The sequence below is a fragment of the Flavobacterium sp. genome, assembly GCF_034111225.1.
Lineage (GTDB): Bacteria > Bacteroidota > Bacteroidia > Flavobacteriales > Flavobacteriaceae > Flavobacterium.
Genome location: NZ_JAWUXR010000011.1, coordinates 358,506 through 384,805, shown reverse-complemented (window position 1 = coordinate 384,805; position 26,300 = coordinate 358,506). Strand labels below are relative to the sequence as shown.

22 protein-coding genes and 2 tRNA genes are annotated in these 26,300 nt (G+C 30.9%); 10 read left to right on the top strand and 14 right to left on the bottom strand.

The features are described from left to right. The first annotated feature begins 25 nt into the window (after window positions 1–25). Complete coding sequence (locus UXY25_RS07055) at window positions 26–1,624, top strand: SulP family inorganic anion transporter (RefSeq protein WP_320815300.1); 1,599 nt, start codon at window positions 26–28, stop codon at window positions 1,622–1,624. A gap of 87 nt (window positions 1,625–1,711) precedes the next feature. Next, a complete protein-coding gene (locus UXY25_RS07050) occupies window positions 1,712–2,476 on the top strand; it encodes a DUF2490 domain-containing protein (RefSeq protein ID WP_320815299.1) in 765 nt (254 codons plus the stop codon). A 54-nt stretch (window positions 2,477–2,530) separates the two neighbouring features. Here the strand turns inward: UXY25_RS07050 and UXY25_RS07045 are convergent, their stop codons facing one another. From UXY25_RS07045 to miaB, 8 genes are all read right to left on the bottom strand, one after another. Then, a complete protein-coding gene (locus UXY25_RS07045; protein WP_320815298.1) occupies window positions 2,531–4,891 on the bottom strand; it encodes a hypothetical protein in 2,361 nt (786 codons plus the stop codon). A gap of 72 nt (window positions 4,892–4,963) precedes the next feature. Next, window positions 4,964–6,589 (bottom strand): chaperonin GroEL, encoded by a 1,626-nt coding sequence (gene groL / locus UXY25_RS07040; RefSeq protein ID WP_320815297.1) that lies wholly within the window; start codon window positions 6,587–6,589, stop codon window positions 4,964–4,966. Window positions 6,590–6,662: 73 nt separating this feature from the next. After that, a complete protein-coding gene (gene groES, locus UXY25_RS07035) occupies window positions 6,663–6,938 on the bottom strand; it encodes a co-chaperone GroES (protein ID WP_320815296.1) in 276 nt (91 codons plus the stop codon). A gap of 137 nt (window positions 6,939–7,075) precedes the next feature. Next, complete coding sequence (gene secG, locus UXY25_RS07030) at window positions 7,076–7,429, bottom strand: preprotein translocase subunit SecG (RefSeq protein ID WP_414601370.1); 354 nt, start codon at window positions 7,427–7,429, stop codon at window positions 7,076–7,078. Between the two features lie 2 nt (window positions 7,430–7,431). Continuing rightward, window positions 7,432–8,211, bottom strand: coding sequence for a tetratricopeptide repeat protein (locus UXY25_RS07025; RefSeq protein ID WP_320815295.1), 780 nt, complete (start codon window positions 8,209–8,211; stop codon window positions 7,432–7,434). Window positions 8,212–8,229: 18 nt separating this feature from the next. Then, window positions 8,230–8,733 (bottom strand): LptE family protein, encoded by a 504-nt coding sequence (locus tag UXY25_RS07020; RefSeq protein ID WP_320815294.1) that lies wholly within the window; start codon window positions 8,731–8,733, stop codon window positions 8,230–8,232. Window positions 8,734–8,740: 7 nt separating this feature from the next. Beyond that, window positions 8,741–10,012 carry a sigma-54 dependent transcriptional regulator gene (locus tag UXY25_RS07015; RefSeq protein ID WP_320815293.1) on the bottom strand — a complete coding sequence of 424 codons (1,272 nt, stop codon included), beginning with the start codon at window positions 10,010–10,012 and terminating at the stop codon, window positions 8,741–8,743. A gap of 22 nt (window positions 10,013–10,034) precedes the next feature. Beyond that, window positions 10,035–11,483, bottom strand: coding sequence for a tRNA (N6-isopentenyl adenosine(37)-C2)-methylthiotransferase MiaB (gene miaB, locus UXY25_RS07010; RefSeq protein ID WP_320815502.1), 1,449 nt, complete (start codon window positions 11,481–11,483; stop codon window positions 10,035–10,037). A gap of 177 nt (window positions 11,484–11,660) precedes the next feature. Between miaB and topA the strand changes: the two genes are divergently transcribed. From topA to UXY25_RS06975, 7 genes are all read left to right on the top strand, one after another. Beyond that, window positions 11,661–14,165, top strand: a complete 2,505-nt coding sequence (topA, locus tag UXY25_RS07005; protein ID WP_320815292.1) for a type I DNA topoisomerase — start codon at window positions 11,661–11,663, stop codon at window positions 14,163–14,165. A 3-nt stretch (window positions 14,166–14,168) separates the two neighbouring features. Continuing rightward, a complete protein-coding gene (locus UXY25_RS07000) occupies window positions 14,169–15,317 on the top strand; it encodes a formimidoylglutamase (RefSeq protein WP_320815291.1) in 1,149 nt (382 codons plus the stop codon). 143 nt (window positions 15,318–15,460) lie between these two features. Further along, window positions 15,461–16,852: a gliding motility lipoprotein GldK gene (gene gldK, locus UXY25_RS06995; RefSeq protein ID WP_320815290.1), complete on the top strand. Its 1,392-nt coding sequence runs from the start codon at window positions 15,461–15,463 to the stop codon at window positions 16,850–16,852. Window positions 16,853–16,908: 56 nt separating this feature from the next. Beyond that, window positions 16,909–17,544, top strand: coding sequence for a gliding motility protein GldL (gene gldL, locus UXY25_RS06990; RefSeq protein ID WP_320815289.1), 636 nt, complete (start codon window positions 16,909–16,911; stop codon window positions 17,542–17,544). Between the two features lie 52 nt (window positions 17,545–17,596). After that, a complete protein-coding gene (gene gldM, locus UXY25_RS06985; RefSeq protein WP_320815288.1) occupies window positions 17,597–19,141 on the top strand; it encodes a gliding motility protein GldM in 1,545 nt (514 codons plus the stop codon). Between the two features lie 44 nt (window positions 19,142–19,185). Further along, window positions 19,186–20,073, top strand: a complete 888-nt coding sequence (gldN, locus tag UXY25_RS06980) for a gliding motility protein GldN (protein ID WP_320815287.1) — start codon at window positions 19,186–19,188, stop codon at window positions 20,071–20,073. Between the two features lie 66 nt (window positions 20,074–20,139). Then, window positions 20,140–21,189, top strand: coding sequence for an NAD(P)/FAD-dependent oxidoreductase (locus UXY25_RS06975; protein WP_320815286.1), 1,050 nt, complete (start codon window positions 20,140–20,142; stop codon window positions 21,187–21,189). A 3-nt stretch (window positions 21,190–21,192) separates the two neighbouring features. Here UXY25_RS06975 and UXY25_RS06970 read toward each other — a convergent pair whose 3' ends face one another. Then, entirely contained in the window at window positions 21,193–21,582 is a 390-nt protein-coding gene (locus UXY25_RS06970) for a DUF983 domain-containing protein (protein ID WP_320815285.1), read from the bottom strand. A 67-nt stretch (window positions 21,583–21,649) separates the two neighbouring features. On the opposite strand from UXY25_RS06970, the gene UXY25_RS06965 reads away from it, so the two are divergent. Further along, the gene (locus UXY25_RS06965; RefSeq protein WP_320815284.1) at window positions 21,650–23,560 is read left to right on the top strand and encodes an ABC-F family ATP-binding cassette domain-containing protein; all 1,911 of its coding nucleotides are present in this window, start codon (window positions 21,650–21,652) and stop codon (window positions 23,558–23,560) included. Window positions 23,561–23,596: 36 nt separating this feature from the next. Here the strand turns inward: UXY25_RS06965 and UXY25_RS06960 are convergent, their stop codons facing one another. The 5 genes from UXY25_RS06960 to UXY25_RS06940 all read right to left on the bottom strand — a co-directional run bounded on the left by UXY25_RS06960 (window position 23,597) and on the right by UXY25_RS06940 (window position 26,166). Next, a complete protein-coding gene (locus tag UXY25_RS06960) occupies window positions 23,597–24,742 on the bottom strand; it encodes an 8-amino-7-oxononanoate synthase (protein WP_320815283.1) in 1,146 nt (381 codons plus the stop codon). Window positions 24,743–24,819: 77 nt separating this feature from the next. Then, on the bottom strand, window positions 24,820–25,302 hold the full coding sequence (locus UXY25_RS06955) for a DUF1761 domain-containing protein (protein WP_320815282.1): 483 nt from the start codon (window positions 25,300–25,302) through the stop codon (window positions 24,820–24,822). Window positions 25,303–25,391: 89 nt separating this feature from the next. Continuing rightward, window positions 25,392–25,838: a KTSC domain-containing protein gene (locus UXY25_RS06950; protein WP_320815281.1), complete on the bottom strand. Its 447-nt coding sequence runs from the start codon at window positions 25,836–25,838 to the stop codon at window positions 25,392–25,394. A 147-nt stretch (window positions 25,839–25,985) separates the two neighbouring features. Beyond that, window positions 25,986–26,058, bottom strand: a tRNA-Met gene (locus UXY25_RS06945). Window positions 26,059–26,093: 35 nt separating this feature from the next. Continuing rightward, a tRNA-Met gene (locus tag UXY25_RS06940) sits at window positions 26,094–26,166 on the bottom strand. Between the last annotated feature and the right edge of the window lie 134 nt (window positions 26,167–26,300).

Below are 26,300 nucleotides of genomic sequence, written 5' to 3'. Positions count from 1 at the left end.
TTTTTAAAAAATAATTCAAAAAATAATGAATACAAAAATTAAAAAATTTATACCTGCTGATGGGTTAGCAGGATTAAAAGAAAATTTCAGATCAGATGTTATTTCTGGTTTTATTGTTTTTTTATTAGCATTACCATTAAGTTTAGGTATTGCAAAGGCTTCTGAATTTCCGCCTATTATGGGGTTGTTGACAGCAATTATTGGTGGTATTGTTGTTAGTTTCTTTATGGGTTCAAGATTAACTATAAAAGGACCTGCAGCAGGTTTGATTGTTATTGTTGCAGGTGCAGTTGCAGAATTTGGTCAAGGCGATAATGCTTTAGGATGGAAATTGGCATTAGGAGCAATGGTTGTTGCAGGTGTAATTCAAATATTATTTGGTGTTTTTAAATTAGGAAAACTAGCTGATTTTTTTCCATTGTCTGCAATTCATGGAATGCTTGCTGCTATTGGAATTATCATTATAGCTAAGCAAATACCTATTTTGTTAAACGATGATCCAACTTTAGCTAAAGGAAAAGGGCCAATTCAGTTATTGATGAATATTCCAAATTTCATTATGAATCTAGATCCAAAGGCTTCATTTATTGGTATTGTAAGTTTAGCTGTAATGATGGGGTGGCCATATATCAAGAACAAAACAATTAAAATGATTCCTGCTCCATTAGTAGTTTTATTATTTGCTATTCCATGTGAGTTATTTATGCACTTCAAAGAAACAGAACCGGCTTATGCTTTAGTTAAAATAGGCAGTTTAATTGATAACATTAATATAAATGCAAGTTTTGCTGGAATTTCTCAAACGGGGTTATTTATAAAATTTGTTATTATGTTTGCATTAGTAGGTTCGTTAGAATCGCTTTTAACGGTTAAGGCAATTGATTTAATGGATCCTTTTAAACGTAAGTCTGATATGAATAAAGACTTAATTGCTGTGGGTATAGGAAATACAATCGCGGCATTTTTAGGAGGTTTGCCAATGATTTCTGAAGTAGCACGTTCTTCTTCAAATGTGAATAACGGAGGAGTTACAAGATGGGCTAATTTTTTTCATGGTTTTTTTATTTTAATATTTGTTTTGTTAGCGACTCCTATTTTAGAGTTAATTCCTAATGCTGCCTTGGCTGCGATGCTAATTAGTGTAGGAGTTAAATTGGCTCATCCGAAAGAATTTGTCCATACTTTCAAAATTGGTAAAGAGCAATTAGCAATTTTTCTAGTTACTATTTTCTTTACATTATTTGAAGATTTATTAATTGGTATTGCTGCAGGGATGGTCTTAAAAATGATAATTCATTTAATTAACGGAACTCCAATTTCATCTTTCTTTAAAGCTCCAACGTTAGTTTCTTTTGAAGGAAATAATTATTTAGTTGAAATTGATAAAGCAGCTATTTTTAGTAATTATTTAGGTGTAAAAAGAAAATTAGATGCTATTCCTCCAGGGTTTAATGTGACTATCGATTTAAAGAAAACAAAATTAGTAGACCATTCTGTAATGGAAAATTTAGAACACTTTAAGCATGATTATGAATCAAATGATAACAGTTCTGTTACAATTATTGGATTAGAAAACCATAAACCGTTGTCTGACCATCCATTATCTGGAAGAAAAAATAAATAATATTAAAATTGGTTGAATTAGTTATTTAGCAATTTGCGTCTTATTTTTGGATGAGGCGCTTAAAGCTATTTTAATAAATGAAATAAAATGAATTTAAAAAAATATAAAATAGTATTCTTTGCATTAGTTATGTCAGTATCACTTAACACTATTGCACAAGTTAAAAGTCAAAATAATGACATTTGGTTTCATTATGTAGGTAAGAATATGATTTCTGAAAAGACTTCTTTTACAGTTGAAGCAACGATGCGTTATGCAAATGGCTTTTCGGAAAAACAACAATGGTTTATTCGTCCATCGTTAGATTATAAATTTACTTCAAAATTTACAGGAAGTGTTGGATTTACGCATTATGAGACTTATTCTTATGGTGATCCAGCATTAAATAAAATTACAAGTCCAGAAAATCATGTTTGGATTCAAGGAGTTTATACACACACTAAAGATAATTTTAAATTCATTCATCGATTAAGAGATGAAAATAGATTTGTAGGAATTGCTAAAAGAAACAGTTCAACAAATGACTTTGAAATAGATCATTATGAATATAGAAATAGAGTTCGTTATATGTTTTTAGTCAATTATACTTTGACAAAAGTTGATGATAAAGCTAAGCTTTTTGCTGTTTTAGGTGACGAAGCTTTTTTGAATATTGGAGTGAATGCTGGTAAAACATTGTTTAATCAAAATAGAGTTATTGCTGGTTTAGGTTATAACTTAAATGCTAATCATCAATTGCAATTAAATTATATTCATCAAAATATTTGGAATTTTTCTAATACAATTCAAGAAAGCAATCCAACAATTAGAATGACTTATGTCACTAATTTTGATTGGACTAAAAAAGAATAGTTTTTAAACAACTAATAAAAAAAACCGATTAGATATTCTAATCGGTTTTTTTTATTAGTTGTTTAAAATTATATTTTCTGAATAAAAATCTCCTTGATTGTCAATTCCTTGAATGTTTAATATAATTTCTTTTTGGTTAAAATGCGGAAATGAAAACTCAAATTCGCCTATTTCATTAGTATATATACTAGGTTCCCAATGAAGCGTTCCATATTGACTAAATGAACTACTTTGATAATCAATATATTTTGGATTTGCATAAGATATTAGTTTTTCAAACCCATTTTTAATGACTAAAGATTTAGACTTTACTTTTACACTAGATACACTTTCTGTAAATTGAATTTTTCTATAAATTCTAATAGACCCGTTCATACCATCCATACCCATTCCGTAACCATTTTTATTAAAATATATTTCATCAACTTCATTTAGGTTTAAATTTGCTAACAAGTAAAAATCTGTAATTGGCGCATTGTCTAAGAAAACGGCTGGGCTTCTAGAGCCTAAAATTGATCTTGTAACTCTAGAGTTTATTGTGACCGTTCCTCCTTGTGTGCTAACATCATATCCATGAGAAGCAATAAATGACAAAACATCTCTAAAAGACCCAAAGTCTTCATCTGAAATTTTATAAGCTCTTGCCATACTGTTATTGTATTGACCAAGAAAATTCATTTTTTCTTTTTTTGCAGTAATAATTGTAACATTATTTAACTGTATTTGATTTTCTAAAAAAGGAAATTCGAAACTGTTGTTGCCGTTAGATAAAATATAAGATTTGTCATTACAAATTTGTTTTTTGATATTTAATGGTTTTAAAAATTTTCTATTATTATTTTTAATAATTGAATATACATTTAAGCTTTGCAGTTTACTCTCATCTTTTAGCAATGAAAAATGGAAGTTACTCGAATCTATTGCTAGAATATTTTTAAAAATAAAACTATTGTCTTCATCAATGTCAGCTAACTCATTTACTCCGTTTATTGAAAATAATCGAAGTTTCATTTTTGAAGGATTGTTAATCACTTGATTAATTTTTCCTTCTATATCTAAACCAATATCAAATGTGTATTTTTCGGTAATAGTATTTTTAATAATCTCTTTCCATTCTGTTTTTGGACTGTTATTAATTAAAAATAAATCTAGTTCATATTGTTTTTTTCTAGTCGATTGATTTAAAAAATAATCAGAATTACTAATCTTGTTTTTCAAATAATTATTAAAGACTAATTCGTCATGAATTGAATTTGAAGTAGAAATGTTATTTTTAGGAAGAATACTTATGCTAAAATTTGATATTCTGTCTTTTGTAGCGCCTTTAATTCTAATGCTGTCGCCTTTTTTAATTTGATTAGAAATAGTAAATTTAGTATTGTTCTGTATTGGGTTGTAAATTATTCTTTCCGATATTAAGTTAAGTTCATCATCTATAAGTCTAATTGTATTTATCCCTTTGAAAAGAACGTTTTTATTTAATACTAACTCTTTGCTAGTCTCTGTTCCAAAATCTAAATTGATATAGTTTACGAAATCATTTTTTTGTATAAGAATTAAATAAGGCTTGTTTTTTGATTTTTCTAAAGTGTTTTTATTAGTGCATGCTTTTATTATAAACTTGTCTTCAAATGCAAAGTTATTTGCAATGATGTTAATTCCTTCAATAACAGGGAGTGGTAGTTCTTTTTCAATTATTGAATTTTTATTTTTTATTTCTAATTTATATTTTTCATTTAGAGTATTTTGTATTTGGAATTTACCTAAACCAAATTCATTTGTTGCAAACGTATTAACAATGTTGTTTTTTGAATCTTTAACTGAAATTTCTGAGATTTTAAGCCCTTTCCCATTACAGTCTTTTATTGAGGTTACAACTGTGTTGTCTGAATTATATAATAGGTTTCCACCTTCAAATGAAAAATTAATATTTAAATCATTTGAAGAATAATTATTGTCTATTACTTTATCTTTAGTGTTTATGTATTCAAACGCTTTAAGTGAAGATTCGTCTTCAGGAAAGTTATTCATATAATTTGTATATACATGAAGATAATATGTTCCTGATTCAAGATTTTCGTCTAGTTTAATTTGGCCAATTATAATTCCATTAGAACTATAAAATAGGTGCGTTTTTATTTCTTTTTTATTTCCATCATAAACATTGACAAAAACATTTGTAGTTTGATAATTTAGTTTACTTTCTTTTTTATCAACTATGTAACCTTTAAACCACAAGGTTTCATTAGATAAATAAGTGTTTTTATTGAGATGTAAATAAATATTTTCCCTGTCTAATTTAAAATGATTAATTATTGAAGAAGTTATTCTTTCTTTTGATGAATTACTGAAGTCTTGTCCAAAAGTGATTCCTGTAATTAGAAGAATTCCGAAAATCAAACATTTTAAGTTCATATTTTTTTCTGTAAAATAAAAAAAACTGCTTGGATTATCCAAGCAGTTTTGATTTTATTTATAAAAAAAAACTTACATCATTCCTGGCATGCCTCCACCCATTGGCATTGCAGAACTTTCTTCTTTAATGTCAATAAGTGCACATTCTGTTGTAAGGATCATTCCTGAGACCGAAGCAGCATTTTCAAGTGCAACTCTAGTTACTTTTTTAGGGTCAATAATTCCAGCTTTAAGCATTTGAACATATTCTCCTGTTTTAGCATTAAATCCAAAATCACCTTTTCCTTCTAATACTTTAGCAATAACTACCGAACCTTCTCCTCCAGCATTCTCTACAATAGTCCTTAAAGGTGCTTCAACAGCTTTGTTTACAATTTGAATACCAGTAGCTTCATCTGGGTTTTCAGCCTTTAATTTAGCTAAAACAGCTTTTGCTCTTACCAAAGCAACACCACCACCAGCAACAATACCTTCTTCAACAGCAGCTCTCGTTGCATGTAGTGCATCGTCAACTCTGTCTTTTTTCTCTTTCATTTCAACTTCAGAAGCAGCGCCCACATATAATACAGCAACTCCACCTGCTAATTTAGCCAAGCGTTCTTGTAATTTTTCTCTATCATAATCAGAAGTTGTAGTTTCAACTTGTGCTTTGATTTGATTTACCCTTGCTTTAATGTTATCTGCACTTCCGGCTCCATTTACAATTGTTGTATTGTCTTTATCAATGGTAACATTTTCTGCAGTACCTAACATTTCTAAAGTAGCGTTTTCTAAAGAATATCCGCTTTCTTCTGCAATTACAGTTCCTCCGGTTAAAATTGCGATATCTTCAAGCATTGCTTTTCTTCTGTCTCCAAAACCTGGAGCTTTTACAGCAGCAATTTTTAACCCACCTCTTAATTTATTAACAACAAGTGTTGCTAAAGCTTGACCGTCTACATCTTCTGCAATAATCAATAAAGGTTTTCCTGATTGAGCAACTGGCTCAAGTATTGGTAATATCTCTTGTAAGTTTGATATTTTTTTGTCGAATAATAATATGTATGGATTGTTTAATTCAGCCACCATTTTATCTGCATCTGTTACGAAATAAGGAGAAAGGTATCCTCTGTCAAACTGCATACCTTCAACAACGTCTACATAAGTATCTGTTCCTTTAGCTTCTTCAACCGTGATTACACCTTCTTTTCCTACTTTGCTAAATGCATTAGCAATTAACTCACCAATAACTTCGTCATTATTTGCCGAAATTGAAGCGATTTGCTTTATTTTTTCTGTAGAATTGCCAACTGTTTGAGATTGTTTTCCAAGTTCTTCAACAATTGCCTCTACAGCTTTGTCAATTCCTCTTTTTAAATCCATTGGGTTTGCTCCAGCAGCAACGTTTTTTAATCCTTCTTTTACAATTGCTTGAGCAAGAACTGTTGCAGTTGTTGTTCCATCACCAGCTAAGTCATTAGTTTTAGAAGCAACTTCTTTAACCATTTGAGCTCCCATGTTTTCTAATGGGTCAGCTAATTCTATTTCCTTTGCTACTGTAACACCATCTTTAGTTACAGATGGTCCGCCGAATGATTTGCTAATAATTACGTTTCTTCCTTTTGGACCTAGAGTAACTTTCACAGCGTTTGCTAAAGCATCAACACCTCTTTTTAGTCCATCTCTTGCGTCTATATCAAATTTTATATCTTTTGCCATTTTTTTGTTTTTTAAATTGATTGTGTTTTAAATGTTTAAAGTTCTTCTACATTATACAAAATGCAATTTACTTTTAGATAATAGCGTAAATTTCTTCTTCTTTCATGATAAGGTAATCATTACCTTCATATTTAAGCTCTGTACCAGAATATTTGCCATACAATACTGTATCACCAACTTTAACAGTCATTGTATAGTCTTTTTTACCATTTCCAACTGCAACTACAGTTCCTTTTTGTGGTTTTTCTTTAGCAGTGTCAGGAATGATTAATCCTGAAGCAGTTGTAGTTTCAGCAGCCATTGGCTCAATAACTACACGATCTGAAAGTGGTTTAATTTTTAGTGACATAATTTATGTATTTTTTTAATTTTATTTTTATGAATAATGGATTTCAGAAATTGTGCCAAAGCATTTTTATGACAATTTTTCTTGTAAAAAAAATGCCAGCACTGACAGGCTGGCATTTTTAAAATATTGTTTTAAGCTTATTTCGCTGCTTCTTCCGTAGGAGTTGCAGTTTCAGCGGCTTGTTGAGTAGCTTCTGGCGTAGGAGCGATAGTTGTAGTAGCTGCTGCATCATCGTTTCCTAATATTTTAGAACCACTTGTGTTTCCATTATTAAAAGCAAGTGTAGATAATAATATTAAAGCAATTAAAATACCACCTAACGTCCAAGTACTTTTATCTAAAAAGTCTGTAGTTTTTTGTACTCCACCCATTTGTTGAGAGCCTCCAAATGAAGAAGAAAGTCCACCACCTTTAGGGTTTTGAACCATAATTGCTAATATTAATAAAAAGCAAACTAATGCTATTGCGATTAAAAAACCTGTGAATCCCATAATTAATTATTTTGTTGTAAATCTTTTATTTTTTTTATTCGGTCTGCAAAGAAACCACTTTTTTCTGGATATTTCAAAATTAAAATCTCATAAGCTTGTATTGCTTTATTGAATTTTTTTTGTTCTAAATAAACTTTAGCCAACGTTTCTGTCATTAAGTGTGTTGGTTCGTCGTTATTTAGGTTAATGTTAGAAGGAGTTTTGACTGTTTCTTTTACGGGTGAAATTTTCGGATTTAATTCAATAAATCGGTCAATAATTTCTATCTTTTTTTGTTTTTCCTCTTTTTCTTCTTCGTTATTAGACGATTCTTCTCTTTCAATAGGTGCTATTTTAGTCAACTTAAGCCATTCTTGAAATGAATGCTTTTCGCTATTTTCAAAAGCTAAAGGCTTGCCAATTTCCAAATCATCATCCTCTACTTCAGCTTCGGTTTCAATTTCTATATTTGAAGCTTTTATTTCTTCAATTATTTCGCTTTGTACAACACTTATGTTTTTGATGTTTGCTATTTCTTCGTCAATTAAGTTGCTTTGAATAGTTGTAAACTCATTTGAAGTAATAAAATCAAAAAGTATTGTTCTATCAACAGTATTAGCTGCCGTTTTCTTTAATTCGTAATTGTATCTGAAACTATCTTGATTTAATAATCCTTTTAGATGAAGAACTCTTGCAGCTTGAAAATATGGAAATTCATGTAGAACAGTTTCCAATGCAATGGTTTGCTTTTCATTTAAAGCATAAGGTTTATTAAGTAAATATGTTAAATCAGTGGTGTTCAATTTGTTTTTTATTTTAAATTACCATTTTGCTAATGATTCATTAAATATGTCTTGTGTTATTCTTTCGAAAATTTCATCAAGAGCAGTTGTTAGCCTACTCCCAGTCATTTGATCATTTGCATCATAATCATGATAAAAAGAAAAACGCTTTTCGAAATTATCGTCTTCCTTATTTTTGTTTGAAAAACGAACGTTTACAGCAATTGTAAGTCTGTTTTGAGCTGCTGTTTGGTTTGAAGTTGCAGTCATTGGTGTAATTCTATATTCAACAATCTCTCCTTCGTATAATAAATCACCCCCTTGGTTGGTTAGATTTAAACTCGTTTGATTTTGTAATATTTCTTGCAACCTAATTGTGAATGTTCTTTCAATACCTGGTTCAACTAATTCCGCATTATTTTGAAAATAGTTTACCTGAAAAGTGTCTGCATCAATTTTACCTGTTCCAGTGAAATTATAAACACTACAACTGTTTAAAGTTAGCGCTAATCCAATTAATAATGTATAAATAACTTTTTTCATGTTTAACTTATAAATCGTACTGTTTGATTTTTCTATAAAGGGTTCTTTCAGAAATCCCTAATTCATCTGCGGCAGCTTTTCTTTTTCCATTGTTGCGTTCTAAAGATTTTTTAATCAATTCAATTTCTTTAGCTTCTAAACTTAATGTTTCTTCTTCCTCAACTGCTTCTGCAAAAAGATAATTTGAATCGTCATCTTCCTCATTGTCTATAAACTCTTCTTGAGAGAGTTCGTCTGTTGAAGATTCAAGTAATTCAGTTTTTTTCTCTTTTTCAAAGATAGAACTATCTTCATTTTTATCGTAAATTCTTTTAATTAAATTTTTTTGGTCTTCTTGAACTTTAGAATTTCCATTTTGCATTAATTCAAGAGTCAGTTTCTTTAAATCATTTAAATCGCTCTTCATGTCAAAGAGGACTTTGTATAAAATTTCGCGTTCATTACTAAAATCATTTTCTGATTTTTTAGTATTGATTACCGAAGGTAAATTGTTTCCTTGCTGAGGTAAATAACCTTTTAAAGTTTGTAAAGAAGTTTCTCTGTTAGTTTCTAAAACAGAAATTTGTTCGGCAATATTCCTTAATTGTCTAATATTACCACCCCATCTATATTGCACAAGGTATTGAATTGCTTCGTTAGACAATTTAATAGGCGGCATTTTATATTTATGCGCAAAATCAGCAGCAAATTTTCTAAATAATAAATGAATGTCTTCTTTTCTATCTCTTAAAGGTGGAAGTAAAATCTCAACAGTGCTTAAACGATAATATAAATCTTCTCTAAATTTTCCTTTTTCAATTGCTTCAAACATATTCACATTTGTAGCAGCTACTATTCTAACATTAGTTTTTTGAACTTTTGAAGAACCCACTTTAATGAATTCGCCATTTTCTAAAACACGTAATAAACGTACTTGAGTTGTTAAAGGTAATTCTCCAACTTCATCTAAAAATATAGTTCCTCCATCAGCCACTTCGAAATATCCGTCACGAGCATTTGTTGCGCCAGTAAAAGAACCTTTTTCATGACCAAACAATTCACTATCAATTGTGCCTTCTGGGATTGCTCCGCAGTTTACAGCAATGTATTTTGCATGTTTGCGATGTGAAAGCGAATGTATTATTTTGGGAAGACTTTCCTTTCCTACACCACTTTCACCTGTAACTAATACAGAAATATCAGTAGGAGCAACTTGTATTGCTTTTTCAATGGCACGATTTAGTTTCGGATCGTTTCCAATTATTTCAAATCGTTGTTTTGTGGCTTGTATAGATTCCATTTATGAATTCTTTTAAACTAAATTATTGCATTTTAGAATAACCAATGGCTTTTCCTTTAAGTGTTGCTGATGAACAATCATGTACTTCAACCATTACAAAATCACCTGGCTTATAGTTTTCTTTTGGAAAAACAGTAACCATGTTTTCAGAATTTCTTCCGCTCCATTCTTCTTTTGATTTTTTTGATTCTCTTTCAACTAAAATCTCAACAGTTTTTCCTATAAATCGCTGCGTTCTTTCTAATGATAATTCTTGTTGTAAATCTACAATTTCTTGTAATCTACGTTTCTTCACTTCTTCAGGAACATCATCTTCTAGCTTTCTAGCAGCCATAGTTCCTGGTCGTTCAGAATAAGAAAACATATAGCCAAAGTCATACCTTACATAACGCATTAATGATAATGTGTCTTGATGATCTTCTTCTGTTTCTGTTGGAAAACCTGTAATCATATCTTGTGAAATGGTACAGTCAGGGATTATTTGTTTGATTTTGTCAACCAAAGTCATATATTCTTCACGTGTGTGCTGACGATTCATTTCTTTTAAAATTCTCGTGCTTCCACTTTGAACAGGTAAATGAATGTAATTACATACATTTTGATGTTTTGCAATTATATGTAACACTTCTTCGTGCATATCTTGCGGATTTGAGGTAGAGAAACGAAAACGCATTTTAGGAAATGCTTTCGCAGACATATCTAATAATTGAGCAAAATCTACAGAAGTTGCTTTTTGCATTTCTGAAGCTTTTTCAAAATCTTTTTTCAAGCCTCCACCATACCATAGATAACTATCTACATTTTGGCCTAATAAACAAACTTCTTTAAAACCTCTGCCCCATAAATCTGCTATTTCGTCTAAAATACTTTGTGGCTCTCTGCTTCGTTCTCTTCCTCTTGTAAAAGGAACTACACAAAAAGTACACATATTATCACATCCACGAGTAATTGATACAAAAGCATTAATTCCGTTACTGTTTAATCGAACAGGAGAAATATCGCCATACGTTTCTTCTTTAGAAAGAATAACATTGATAGCATCTCTACCTTCTTCAACTTCGTTTAATAAGTTTGGAATGTCTTTATATGCATCTGGACCAACAACTAAATCAACAATTTTTTCTTCTTCTAGAAATTTTTCTTTTAGACGCTCTGCCATACAACCTAAAACACCAACTTTCATCCCAGGATTAATGTCGCGTTTTACAGCATTATATTTTTGAAGTCTTTTTCTAATTGTTTGCTCTGCTTTGTCTCTAATAGAGCATGTATTGACTAAAACTAAATCAGCTTCTTCAAGTTTGTCTGTTGTATTGTATCCTTGTTTATTAAGTATGGATGCTACAATTTCACTATCAGAAAAGTTCATAGCGCAACCATAACTTTCTATAAAAAGCTTTTTTGTATTTTCTTTTTTTTCTTCTAAAACAAGTTTAGTTCCTTGTTTGTTTTCATCAATTGTCTTTTCCATAAAAGGTTTTTCTCTTTTTCCAACTGCAAAGATAATATTAAAAAGTAAAATATGACAACTTGACAGATTTTTCATGATACATTTTAGCCTTAAAAAGTGTAATCTTAACTTAATTTTTTTTCTAAAAACTTGAAATTTAAAAAAAACCCATACTTTTGCGCCAAACAAACTTTTATAATGGCAAAGAATTTAGTAATAGTTGAGTCACCTGCAAAGGCAAAAACAATAGAGAAATTTTTAGGTAAAGATTTCCAAGTTGAATCTAGTTATGGACATATTGCAGACTTACCTTCTAAAGAAATTGGAGTAGATGTTGAAAATGGCTTCAAACCTAAATACGAAGTCTCTGCTGATAAGAAAGCTTTAGTAAAAAAACTAAAAGACTTGTCTAAAAAAGCCGATATGGTTTGGTTGGCTTCCGATGAAGATCGTGAAGGAGAAGCTATATCTTGGCATTTAGCTGAAGAACTTAAATTAGATAAAGACAAAACAAAACGAATTGTTTTTCATGAGATTACAAAAACAGCTATTCAAAAAGCAATTGAAAATCCAAGAGGAATTGATTATAACTTAGTAAATGCTCAGCAAGCACGTAGAGTTTTAGACCGATTAGTAGGTTATGAATTATCTCCGGTTTTATGGAAAAAAGTAAAAGGAGGATTGTCTGCAGGAAGAGTTCAATCAGTTTCTGTTCGATTAATCGTTGAGCGCGAAAGAGAAATTCAAGAATTTAATGCTCAAGGAACTTATTCTATAACAGCTGAATTTACAAACGAAGCTGGAAAATTATTTAAAGCAAAACTTCCTAAAAATTTCAGCACTAAAAAAGAAGCAGAAGATTTTTTACAAAAAAATATTGGTTCCAATTATAAAGTAGCTGATTTAGAAACAAAACCTACAAAAAAATCGCCAGCTGCGCCATTTACAACTTCAACTTTGCAACAAGAAGCAGCTCGTAAATTATACTTACCAGTTGGAATTACAATGCAAATTGCACAAAGATTGTATGAAGCCGGTTTGATTACTTATATGAGAACAGATAGTGTGAATTTATCTAATGAAGCAATGACAGCTGCAGAAGCAGAAATTATTCGTTCATATGGTAAAGAGTACAGTAAGCCAAGAAAATATACTTCAAAAAGCAAAGGGGCTCAAGAAGCTCACGAGGCAATTCGTCCTACAGATATGTCTTTGCATACCGTAAATATTGACAGAGATCAAGCGCGTTTATATGATTTAATTTGGAAACGAACTTTAGCTTCGCAAATGAGTGAAGCGCAATTAGAGCGTACTAATGTTAAAATTGAAGCAAATAATCATAAAGAACTTTTTGCAGCAAGTGGAGAAGTAATTAAGTTTGAAGGATTTTTGAAAGTATACCTTGAAGGTCATGATGATGATGAGGAAGAACAGGAAGGAATGCTTCCAGCAATGAAAGTAAACGAAAAATTAACAAACACATACATACAAGCTACAGAACGTTTTTCTAGACCGCCAGCACGTTATACAGAGGCTGCTTTGGTTAAGAAATTAGAAGAATTAGGAATTGGTCGTCCGTCAACTTATGCGCCAACCATTTCAACTATTATCAATCGTAATTATGTTGAGAAAGGAAGTTCTGAAGGTGTTGAAAGAAAATATACTCAAATCTCATTATTAGCTTCAACTATTAAATCGCAAGTTTTAAGCGAAAATGTAGGTTCAGATAAAGGGAAGTTAGTTCCAACAGATATTGGAACAATTGTAAATGATTTTTTGGTTAAAAATTTCTCAGCTATTTTAGATTATAACTTTACAGCAAAAGTAGAGCAAGATTTTGACGAAATTGCAGAAGGAAATATCGATTGGACCAATATGATGAATGAATTTTATTCTAAATTTCATCCAAATGTTGTTGATGTAGAAGAAAATGCTGAAAGAGAAAGTGGAGAAAGAATATTAGGGAAAGATCCAAAATCAGGGAAGCCAATTTTAGTGCGTTTAGGAAAATTCGGTCCAATGGCTCAAATTGGAGATGCTGAAGATGAAGAAAAACAATTTGCAAGTTTAATGTCTGATCAAAATATTGGAACAATTACTTTAGAAGAAGCTTTAAAGTTGTTCTTGTTGCCTAAAAATTTAGGTACACATAAAGACGAAGAGATTGAGGTGAGTAACGGTAGATTTGGTCCTTATGTGAGATTTGGTAAAATGTTTATTTCTTTACCAAAAGGAGAAGATCCACTAGATGTTACTTTTGATAGAGCAAAGGAATTAATTGCAGAAAAAGAAGCAGCTGATGCTCCAATTGCGACTTTCCAAGAATTACCAGTACAAAAAGGAGTAGGGAGATTTGGACCTTTTTTAAAATGGAACGGAATTTTCATCAATGTGAATAAAAAGTACGATTTTGATAATTTAACTCAAAAAAATATTGTTGAGCTAATTGAAGATAAGATTCAAAAAGAGATTGACAAAGTTATTCACGACTGGAAAGAAGATGGAATTAGAGTTGAAAAAGCAAGATGGGGGAGATCAGTTATTTTAAAAGGTAAAGTGAAAATTGAACTAAGTAAGGATGTAGACGCAAAAGCTTTAACTTTAGATGAAGTAAAAGAAATGATTGAGAAGAAAGCACCTGCTAAAAAAACCGCTGCTAAAAAGAAAGCTCCAGTAAAGAAAAAAACAACAACTAAAAAATAACATATGGTTTTTGATTTCTTACAGCCGTTATCAAAATCGTGTATTGAATATGTAGATGGATTGTCGAAGCAAGCTTTGGGAAAAAAAATCACTTTGCATACAGATAGTGATTTTCCAAATTTAGATTCGGTATCAATCGCAATAATTGGAGTAAATGAGTTTAGGGGTTTAGAGAAAGAAAATTCACAAAATTCGTTAGATGGTTTCAGAAGAGCATTGTATGGTTTGTATCCAGGAAACTGGAATGTCGCTATCGCGGATCTAGGAACTATTGAAGCTGGAGAGTCCTTAAAAGACACTTATTTTTTAGTTCAAACTATTTGTGAAGACTTATTAAGAAAAAAAATAATACCTATTATTATAGGGGGAAGTCAAGATTTGTCATACCCAATGTATAGGTCTTATGACGGGTTAGATCAAATGGTGAATTTTGTTTCTGTGGATAATAAATTTGATTTTTCAAAAGAAAGCACTAACTTGGCTAACTCTTATCTGTCAAATATAATTGTTCAAGAGCCAAATAATTTGTTTAATTACAGTAATATTGGTTATCAGACCTACTTTAATTCTCAAGAAGAGATTGATTTGATTGATAAGCTTTATTTTGAAGCATATCGACTTGGTGAGGTCTCAAATAATATTGCAATAGCAGAACCTGTTTTTAGAGATGCTGATTTTGTAAGTATAGATATGACATCTGTACAATCATCATTTTCAGGTAATTTTATAGACTTTAATCCAAATGGGTTTTCAGGAAAAGAAATTTGTGCTTTATCAAGATATGCAGGAATAAGTGATAAGGTTACGTCTTTTGGTGTGTTTAGCTTTAATCATGAACAAATTGAATTTAATTTAGTTGCACAAGTAATATGGTATTTCCTCGAAGGGTTTAGTTTTAGATCAAATGAATATCCTTTCGGAAGTAAAGAGAATTATTTAAAATATACGGTATTAATAGAAGAGGATGAGTTGGTTTTCTATAAAAGTGATAAAACGAGTAGATGGTGGATTGAAATACCAATAAAATCAAATGTTAATAATAAATTAAAAAGAAATACGTTATTACCCTGTTCGTATGATGATTATTTAGCGTCTTGTGAGGGTGAAATGCCTGAAAGATGGTGGAAAGCACAGAGAAGGAGCATTATTTAGAGTAAAATTTATAAAAAAGAGTGAAACTTAATTTTGTTAATTTTAATATATTTTTAAGATTTTTTTAAAAATAATTGTTTTTTTCAAAATTATTAAATAGGTTTACGCCTTTAAAAGAGAAATTATAATTAACCCCAGTTTATATGAAGAAGTTAGTTGCATTTACGTTGATTTTGTCATTTTTTGCTAGTTGTAGCAAGGGTGATAGAGGTGAGTTAGTAGGTGTCAAAGGAAAAAAATGGCATCCAGAAAAGCCTTATGGAATGGCATTAATTCCAGGCGGAGCCTTTATTATGGGTAAATCAGATGATGATTTAGCTAATATCCAAGATGCACCAACAAAAACAGTTACGGTTCGATCATTTTATATGGATGAAACAGAAATTACTAATAGTGAGTACCGTCAATTTATCGAATGGGTAAAAGATTCAACAATAAGAACTAGATTAGCAATTCTTGCTGACGAAGTAGGGCAAAAGCCTGCTGAAGGAGGAAGAAGCGGTAAAGATGGTGGAAGTATCGGGGATTATGCTTTTGCTGACGCTAATGTTGAAGAAATGTCTGCATATGATAAATATATGTATGAAAACTACTATAGTATTGGTACAGACGATGATATGTATGCTGGTAGAAAATTAAATAAAAAAATAAAATTACTTGTTGATCCTCAAGCTTATCCAGATGAGTATTATGTTGAGGTAATGGATTCTATGTATTTACCAGAATCTGAATCATATAATGGTTTGAAAACAATGGATATGTCTAAATTAAAATTCAAATTTAGAGAAGTTGATTGGAATCAAGCGGTAAAGAAAAAAGGTCGTAAAGGACTTTATGATGAAAATAAACCTATTGAAGTTTATCCTGACACAACTGCATGGATTAAAGATTTCGCTTATTCTTATAATGAGCCAATGCATAACGATTATTTTTGGCATCAAGCTTATGGAGAATATCCTGTAGTAGGTGTTTCTTGGAATCAAGCTAAGGCTTTTTGTGCATGGAGAACTTTATATAAAAATTCTTATGTTAAAAAGAAAAAAGGTAGAGATCAAGTAAACTCTTTCCGTTTGCCAACTGAGGCTGAATGGGAATATGCTGCTAGAGGTGGAATAGAATCTGCTACTTTCCCTTGGGGAGGTCCTTATGCTAAAAATGACAGAGGTTGTTTTATGGCTAACTTTAAGCCAAACAGAGGTGATTATGCAGCTGATGGTGCTTTATATACTGTAGAGGCTAGATCTTATGAGCCAAATGATTATAACTTATACAATATGGCGGGTAACGTTTCTGAGTGGGTTGAATCTGCTTATGATGCATCTGCTTATGAATTTGTTTCTACAATGAATCCAAATGTAGCTGACCGTAAAAATCAACGTAAAGTTGTAAGAGGTGGTTCATGGAAAGATGTTGGTTACTTCTTACAAGTAGCAACTCGTGATTATGAATATGCAGATTCTGCAAGAAGTTACATCGGATTTAGAACTGTGCAAGATTATATGGGTACAGGTTCTACTGGAAACAGACCTAAATAGTAAATATTAACCAATTTTATATTTTAAACTTAACTAACTAACAAACAAATTTTATTATGGGATTTTTAAGCAAAAAAGCAATGAATTTCGCTTACGGTATGGGAGCGGCAGTAGTAATTATCGGAGCATTATTTAAATTAATGCACTGGCCTGGAGCTAGTTTTATGTTGATTGCAGGATTAGGAACGGAAGCCTTAATTTTTGGATTATCTGCTTTTGATACTCCAGAAGAAGATTTAGACTGGACTTTAGTTTATCCAGAATTATCAAATGGTGTTGTTAACGATAAAAAAGCTAAAAAAGAAAATCCAGCTGATGCTCAAGGATTATTGTCTCAAAAATTAGATAATATATTAAAAGAAGCAAAAATTGATGGTGCATTAATGGAAAGTTTAGGTACAAGTATCAAAAATTTCGAAGGTGCAGCTAAATCTATTGCGCCTACAGCAGATTCAATGGCTTCGCAAAAAAGATATTCTGAAGAGATGTCTCAAGCAGCAGCTCAAATGGAAGCTTTAAATAGTTTATATAAAGTACAATTAGAAAGCGCTTCAAGAAATGCTGAAGCAAATAAAGAAATTGCTGATAACGCAACTAAATTAAAAGAGCAAATGCAGTCTATGACTTCTAACATCGCATCTTTAAACTCTGTTTATGGTGGAATGTTAACTGCTATGAATACTAGAGGATAATTAGTTTTATCGAAAATTAATAAATTAATAATCAAAAACTAATTACAGGAAAATGGCTGGAGGAAAATTAAGTCCTAGACAAAAGATGGTAAACCTAATGTACCTGGTTTTCATCGCAATGTTAGCTTTAAATATGTCAAAAGAAGTATTATCTGCTTTTGGTATTTTAAACAATAAAATTATAGAATCAAATGGAATCGCTGATGTTCGTAATCAGCAATCATTTGACCAATTAGCTCAAAAAGCTATTGATCAACCAGGTCAATTTGGTGATAAAAAAGCTAAAGTAGATAAAATTAGAAAATTATCTAAAGATTTTAATGCTTATATTGAGGGTATTAAAACAAAAATCACTAGTGAACTTGAAAGAGATGAAGATGGTAATTTACCATTTGAAGCTATGGACAAAGGTGATGCTGTTGATGAAATGTGGTTCGCAGGTGATAAGCCTACTAAAGAAGGACAAGAGTTTTTAGATAAACTTGCTGCTTTTGCAGCTGATATCAAAAAAGCTGGAGGGAGTTCTATTACTGATGGTGAAATGAAAAAAATTGAAGCAAGATTTGCAACTGCTCCAGTAAAATCAAAAAGTGCAGGCGCAACTTTACCATGGTTAGATTATAACTATAAAGGTTTTCCTTTAATTGCTACTGTAACTAAATTATCACAAATTCAAGGTGATGTTAAAACTACTGAAAGTGATGTTATTAGTGGAATGTTCCAGTCTGACTTAGTTGCTGCAGCATCTTTAACTGCATACCAACCTATAGTTGTTCCTGAAAAATCTGCTTTCTTCCAAGGAGAAGCGGTTAAAGGAAAAATTATTTTAGGTAAGTTTGATCCATCTTTACAGGCTAAATCTGTTATTGTTAATGGTCAAACGGTAAAAGCAGAAGCTGGACAAGCTAACTTTTCTTTCAATGCAGGAAATGTTGGAGAGCATGAGATTACAGGTTCTTTCAACTTTGATGAAGGTGGAAAAGTTGTAAGTTTACCAATTAAAGGTAATTATGTAGTAGTTCCAAGACCAAATTCTGCAACTATTTCTGCAGATAAAATGAATGTTGTTTATAGAGGTGTAGTTAATCCAATGACAATTTCATTTGCTGGTATATCTGATGATAAAGTAAGTGCTTCAGGTGCTGGTTTATCTAAAGGTTCTGGTGTAGGTAAATATAATATGAGCCCAGGTCAAGGACGTGAAGTTACAATTAATGTTACTGGTAAATTACCTGATGGTAAACCAGTTGCTGATAAAAAAGTATTTAGAATTAAAGATATTCCTGCTCCAATGGGTACTATCCGTGGAGAGTATTCTGCATCAGGACAAAAGAACAGTTTAGAAGTTTCTTCTGTTGGTGCTAAATTAGAAGACTTTGACTTTCAGTTAGATATTGATGTTGTAAGTTTTAACATTAAAGTACCTGGACAACCAACTATTGTGGTTTCTGGAACTCGTATGGACGGAAGAGCTAAAGCTGCTATTTCTAAAGCAAGTAGAGGTGACTTAGTTGTTATTTCTGAAATCAAAACAAAATTAAGAGGTAGTTCTATTATGTTAAAGAAAACTGCACCTGCTACATTTGAAGTACAATAAAAATTAACTTTCAGAGTTTATTTATAAACTAAAAGAATAAAAAAATGAATTGGAGAAATCTTATATTAGTAGTTGCATTAGGTTTAAGTTCAACTTTAGCCTTTGCTCAATCTAATTTATTAAATGCGAAAACGCCTGATCAAATTGGGAAGAAGACGGAAGCGGAATTAGTAGCTGACAATGATAAACCAATGCCTTACGGTTATGTTCATGATAGAGATATCTTGATGGGTAAACGTACATGGGAGATTGTAGATTTAGATGAACGTGTAAACTTTCCATTCTATTTTCCAATTGAAGGTGATTTAGGCCCAGATAGAAGACCATTATATAATGTTCTTATTGAGGCTATGAAATCTGGTAAAATTACTGAAATCTATGATTCAAGTTATTTTACTGATAAAAAATCTTTAAAGGACATTGAAGCTTCTTTAGTATTTATTGATACTACTGATGCAGGTAGAGAATATTACAATGCTGGTGAAACGATTCCAGAAGAGTATATTACTAAAACTTTAATTGAAGCATTTCATGTTGATGCATACAAAATTGTAGGTTACTGGTATTTTGACAAACGTCAAGGTGAATTAAAGTACAGAATGTTAGGTATCTGTCCAGTTGTACCGGATGTATATACAATGAATAGTGATGTAAAAGATTATATCGAATTATTCTGGGTATATTTCCCTGCAGCTAGAGATGTTTTACATGAAGCTAAGGCTTTCAATGACAGAAACTCTGCAATGCCATTTACTTTTGATCATTTGTTAAATTCTCGCCGTTTTAATGGTGTTATTTACTTAGAGGAAAATGTTTATGGTGACAGGTTAATCAAAGATTACATGAAAGAAAATGCTCAAATGCAATTATTAGAGTCTGAGCGTGTAAAAGAAAAGATTAGAGATTTCGAACAAGACATGTGGAATTATTAATATAGTTTTTCTCCAATTCATAAAAAACTCTTACCATTTGGTAAGAGTTTTTTTTATTTTTGTACCATGATAGATTATTTAATTGTTGGTTCTGGTATTGCTGGAATTTCCTTTTCTGAATTTGCACTCAAAAACAATAAGTCAATTCTTGTTTTTGATGATAATTCACAACCGTCTTCTAGAGTTGCAGGTGGAATGTATAATCCTGTTATATTAAAACGTTTTAGTGAAGTTTGGAAAGCAAAAGAGCAACTTGCTTTATCAGTTGTTTTTTATAAAAATTTGGAAACTAAGCTTTCATGTAAATTTGATTATCAATTACCTGTTCATAGAGTTTTTAATTCAGTTGAAGAGCAAAATAATTGGTTTCAAGCTTCTGATAAGCTCAATTTGTCTCCCTATCTTTCTACAACTTTATTGCAAAATTTTAATGAAGCTATAAATGCTAATTTCGGTTTTGGCCAAGTTATGCAAACGGGTTATTTGGATGTTAAATGTTTGGTAGACGCTTATTCAAGTTATCTTGTTGACAATAATCTTTTATTTTCTGATAGAATTGATTATTCTCTTTTTGAGTTCAAGGATGATTATATTGCTTATAAGGATATAAAAGCAAAAAATGTAATCTTCGCTGAAGGGTTTGGAATGCATTCTAATCCGTTTTTTAAAGATTTGCCACTAGATGGAACAAAAGGGGAATTATTGTTGATTAAATCCCCAAATTTAAAGCTTGAAGCAATTATTAATGCAAGTATTTTTATTATTCCTATTGGTAATGACTGTTATAAGGTTGGTGCGACTTATGATTGGACTGATAAAACAAATTCAGTAACTGATGAAGCAAAGTTCGAATTGCTAAGTAAATTAAATGAGTTGATTAATTGCGAATATGAAGTCCTTGAGCACAATGCAGGGGTTCGTCCAACAGTAAAAGATAGAAGACCATTAGTAGGGTCTCATCCGGAGTATTCTAATGTACATTTATTAAATGGGCTAGGTACAAGAGGTGTTATGCTAGGGCCTTTTTTAGCGCAACAATTATTTAATTTTATTGAAAATAAAATTCCTTTAGATGATGAAATTAACATCAATAGAGTTTATAAAAAAAGGAACTAGTCATTAGTTCTTTTTTTTCTTTCTAATTTTATCAAAATGAATAAACATATTGGCCCATATATTTCTTGATACTCTCATTGTAAAGGGCATAAGAGCTATTTGAACTAATACTATTGCAATAAATGCAGTTTTTAAACTACTATTAAAAATTAAGTATGAAATAATAAATGCTGCAACTGCAAAAGCAATTCCTACTGCATAACTCACATACATCGCTCCATAAAAAAAGGATGGTTCAATTTTATATCTTGTATTGCAATTACTACATTTTTCATGCATTTTATAAATTTCCATTAAATTATATGGGTTTTTATTCAAATACATGCTTTCTTCATGGCATTTTGGACAACTTCCTGTTAAAATACTATATAGTTTGGATCCTTTTTTTAACATTTGCATAAAATTTATACAAAGATACTACTTAAGGTATTTATTTGTGTAATGATTATTACAATAGAAGATGTTAAATATTCACAATTTGTCGGTTTCGTTTGGCGGAACATTTTTGTTTGAAGAAGTTACTTTTAGATTAGGTTCTGGAGATAGAGTTGGATTAGTAGGAAAAAACGGTGCTGGAAAATCAACCATGTTGAAAATTCTTGCAGGTGATTTTAAGCCTGATTCAGGTGTTATTGCAACTGAAAAAGAAGTTAAAATGGGATTTCTTCGCCAAGATATTGATTTTGAACAAGGACGAACTGTTCTTGAAGAAGCGTATCAAGCATTTGAAGAGATTAAAAGAGCTGAACTTAAATTAGATGAACTGAACCATCAATTGGTTACCCGTACCGATTATGAATCAGATGAATATTTAAAAATCATTGAAGAATTAAGTGATGTAACACATCTTTACGATGTTTTAGGTGGTTATAATTACATGGGTGATACTGAGAAAATATTATTAGGTCTTGGTTTTAAACGTGAAGATTTTGAAAATCAAACTGACACTTTTTCTGGTGGATGGCGTATGCGTATTGAGTTAGCGAAATTGCTTTTACAGTCAAATGATATTTTGCTTTTAGATGAGCCAACAAATCACTTGGATATTGAAAGTATCATTTGGTTAGAAGGTTTTTTACGAAATTTCTCTGGAGTAGTGGTTATCGTTTCACATGATAAAATGTTTTTAGATAATGTGACCAATAGAACCATCGAAATTTCATTAGGTAAGGCTTACGATTTCAATAAACCATATTCGCAGTATTTAGAGTTACGTCATGAAATTCGTGAAAAACAATTGGCAACTCAAAAAAATCAATCTAAGAAAATTGAAGAAACTGAAAAGCTAATTGAAAAATTTAGAGCAAAAGCATCTAAGGCGTCGATGGCACAATCTTTAATTAAAAAATTAGACAAAGTAGAACGTATAGAAGTTGATGAAGATGATAATTCAGTAATGAGTATTTCGTTTCCAATTTCACAAGTTCCTGGCAGAGTAGTGGTAGAGGCTGAGCATGTTACAAAATCATACGGCGAGAAAACTATTTTAAAAGATATTTCTTTACTAGTAGAACGTGGAAGTAAAATTGCTTTTGTGGGCCAAAATGGTCAAGGTAAATCTACTTTTATTAAAGCTATTGTAAATGAGTTTGAATATGAAGGAAGTATAAAATTGGGACATAATGTTCAATTAGGTTACTTTGCGCAAAACCAAGCTGAGTATTTAAACGGTGAAATAACGTTATTGGAAACGATGCTTGAAGCTGCTACCGATTCTAATCGTTCTAAAGTAAGAGATATGTTAGGTTCTTTTCTTTTTAGAGGAGACGATGTAGAAAAGAAGGTAAAAGTATTATCAGGTGGTGAAAGAAACCGTTTAGCGCTTTGTAAACTGCTTTTACAGCCTATAAATGTACTTTTAATGGATGAGCCAACCAATCACTTAGATATTAAATCTAAGAACGTTTTAAAGGCTGCATTACATAAGTATGAAGGAACATTGTTATTAGTTTCTCACGATAGAGATTTTTTACAAGGTTTAGCTAATGTGACTTATGAATTTAAAGATCAAAAAATAAAAGAATATTTAGGCGATATTAATTTCTTTTTAGAGCAGCGTAATGCAAACGACATGCGTGCTTTTGAAAAGGTTGATGATGTGGTTAAACCTAAAGAAAAAAATGAAGCGAAGAGTTTGTCTTATGGTGACCAAAAGAAAAACAAATCATTACAAAACAGATTAAGTAAAATTGAAAGTCAAGTTCAGCAATTAGAAAAAGATATTCAGAAAGACGATAAAGAGTTGGCTTCAAATTATAATAAACTAATTGAAAATGCTGCTTTTTTCACAGCTTACGAAAAGAAAAAGAAAGAATTAGATAAACTACTTACGGATTGGGAAATCGTTCAAGAAGAAATTGATTCTTTATAAAATTTTAAAAGCCAATTATTAATTTAATTGGTTTTTTTATTTAAAAGGGTGGCGTTGATTCCATTCTAAGTTAGGTTCTAGATTTTGAAATATTTTACCAATGTATTTATTTAAGAAAGAATTTGTGTGTAAAATAAAGCCCGACATATAAACAGGTTCTGCGCCAATAGAACTTTTGATTTCAATAGCCGTTCTTCCAAATATGATTTTTTTGAAATTATGTTCAATTCCAAATTCAGTCATGTTGTATAACATGTTTAAATATAACATATTGTTTTTTTGAATTTCGTCATCATAGCCAAGAAAATAAGTTTCTAAAACTTCTCCGTTAAGCAAAAGTGTATGAAACCCAACAAGTTTATTGTCTAAAAAGTAACCAAAAATTTTAAATCTATTTCCGCATTGTTTTTTAAAAGTTGAAAAGTGATTGTCAGCTAAGAAAAAAGTATTGAAAGGTGCGTTTTTAGCGACATAATGATAGAGTTCGTTTATTCTATTTTCTAATGACACAACATCTTCTAGACTAAGTTCTTTTTCAATTATTCCATTGTATTTTTTATGAGCTCTTTTGTACTGGTCTCTGTATTTTTTGGTAAAAGCAGCAACATAATCTTCTTTAGATGTCCAATTTTCATTCAAATTGAAAATCATATTAGGCTGTGCGTTGAATTCGTATAGATTTTTAAAATGATGCTTTTTAAATAAAGTAGCATTATTTTCATAAAAATCTTTAAAAGAAACAATGTGAATTTTAATGCCTTTGTTTTTAAAATAAAGGATAAGTGCATCACTACAATCAATTAATAATTGACTTAGGTGTTTATGTTCAATTTCCTTAGAAAGCGCATAAGCGTTTTGTCCTGTAATCATGTTGTTTCCAAGGAAAAGAACATGAGAAGCAAAGTTTTTAAAAATAAAATTTCGTACATGTTTTTTAAAAAAACTATCTCTTTCTCCAAAAGATTCTAGTTTGTTTAAATCTAAATATTGCGAAAGTAGCGTTCCGACTAAGATGTTGTTTTCAAATATTCCTATATAAAAACATTCCATATTTGTGGGTGCAGAATTCTCTAACACTTCTAAATAGGGTGTTTGTAAAAAATGATTTGATGCAGCTATCGCATTCCAGTTTTCTGGAAGGTTAGAAATAGATGTATATACTTTAAAGTTTATGTTTTCCAATATAAAAAAAAATCGTCTTACAAAAATAGGACGATTAGTGTTAAATAAAATGTTAAAAGGCTAACATTTATTGATATTTATTTCCAAGCACAAATTATCCCTCCCATGATTGTCATTACTACAATCCAATAGCCAGAGGTTATTGCGGCATATTTAAATGATTTTTGTTCAAACAAACAGTTTGTTGCTACAACCGGTAAAGAAATAAATAGCCCTGCTAATAATCCATGAAATGCTCCATGTTTGAAAGTTCTAAAAGCATCACCATAATCAGTCATAAATGCAGCAAATGAAGGTTTTGCACTTACGGCATCGCCTCCTACCATTCCAAGTGCAGAAAATTGATGTATTGTTAAGGTTTGCATGAAAAAAGACAGCATAAACGCGAAAACGAAAGTAAGTCCGAAGATTTTCAACATATTGCCTTGTTTGGCTTTTTCGTCGGTCATTCCTATTTCGTTCATCCAAATAGTTCCAAAAACTTTTGGGTTATACCAAACAAATCCGACTACAAAACTTGATAAAGCAGCTACTAAAATAGCGTAAAAGTTAATTTCCATATTGTTGGTTTTAAATTGGTTTAATCAAATATACAAAAAAAAACCACCTAATTACTAGGTGGTTTTTGAGATATAAACTGTTTGTTTTTTTAAACTTCAGCTACAAGTTTAGAAGCACTTCTGTAAAGGAAGTTGTTGTAAACATGACGTCTAGCAAATCTACTTGGAGATTCTGCGTTAACCATTTTTACATATGTGTTTTTTGGAACTCCAAAGTATTCATATTTGTTTCCGTCAAGGAAATGAACATATAAAACCGTTTTTTCCATATAAAAGTCCATAATGTTAACCGAAGTAGTAGTTTTAGTATACTCAGCTTTGTCTTTTTCTAAAGTTTCAGGAGCAATACTAACTAAAAAGTGGTATGCTTCAATAGTTGAAGTGCTTAATTCTTCTACTGCTAATTTATCAGCTTCATCCGTAAATTTATCAGGATGATTCTCTTTCATACTGTTTCTGTAAATAGATTTTAATTCTTTTAAAGTAGCGTCTTTAGTAACGTTAAGTAGTTTTCTGTACTCAACAATTTTTTTCATATTCATAATCAAGGAAATAAAGTGCTTTTTTTAAAGCAGTTTTTACTATTTTTAAATTTTGCGCAAAAGTACTATAAATTAACTAGTTAGCCTAATTATTTTTTTAATTGCATAAAAAAAGCTCTCTATTTCTAGAAAGCTTCTTAGTAGCGGGAACAGGACTCGAACCTGTGACCTTCGGGTTATGAGCCCGACGAGCTGCCTACTGCTCTATCCCGCGATGTGCGTTTTTGTAATCTCAATAAAGTTACTTAGTAGCGGGAACAGGACTCGAACCTGTGACCTTCGGGTTATGAGCCCGACGAGCTGCCTACTGCTCTATCCCGCGATTTGTGAGTGCAAAAGTACAATGATTATTTGAATATACAAGGATTTTAATAAATATTCTTTTATTTCTTCTATTCGACTGATATGACTACCTTTGCACCCAAGACTTTTGGGTCTTATTGTATGTTGTAAAAA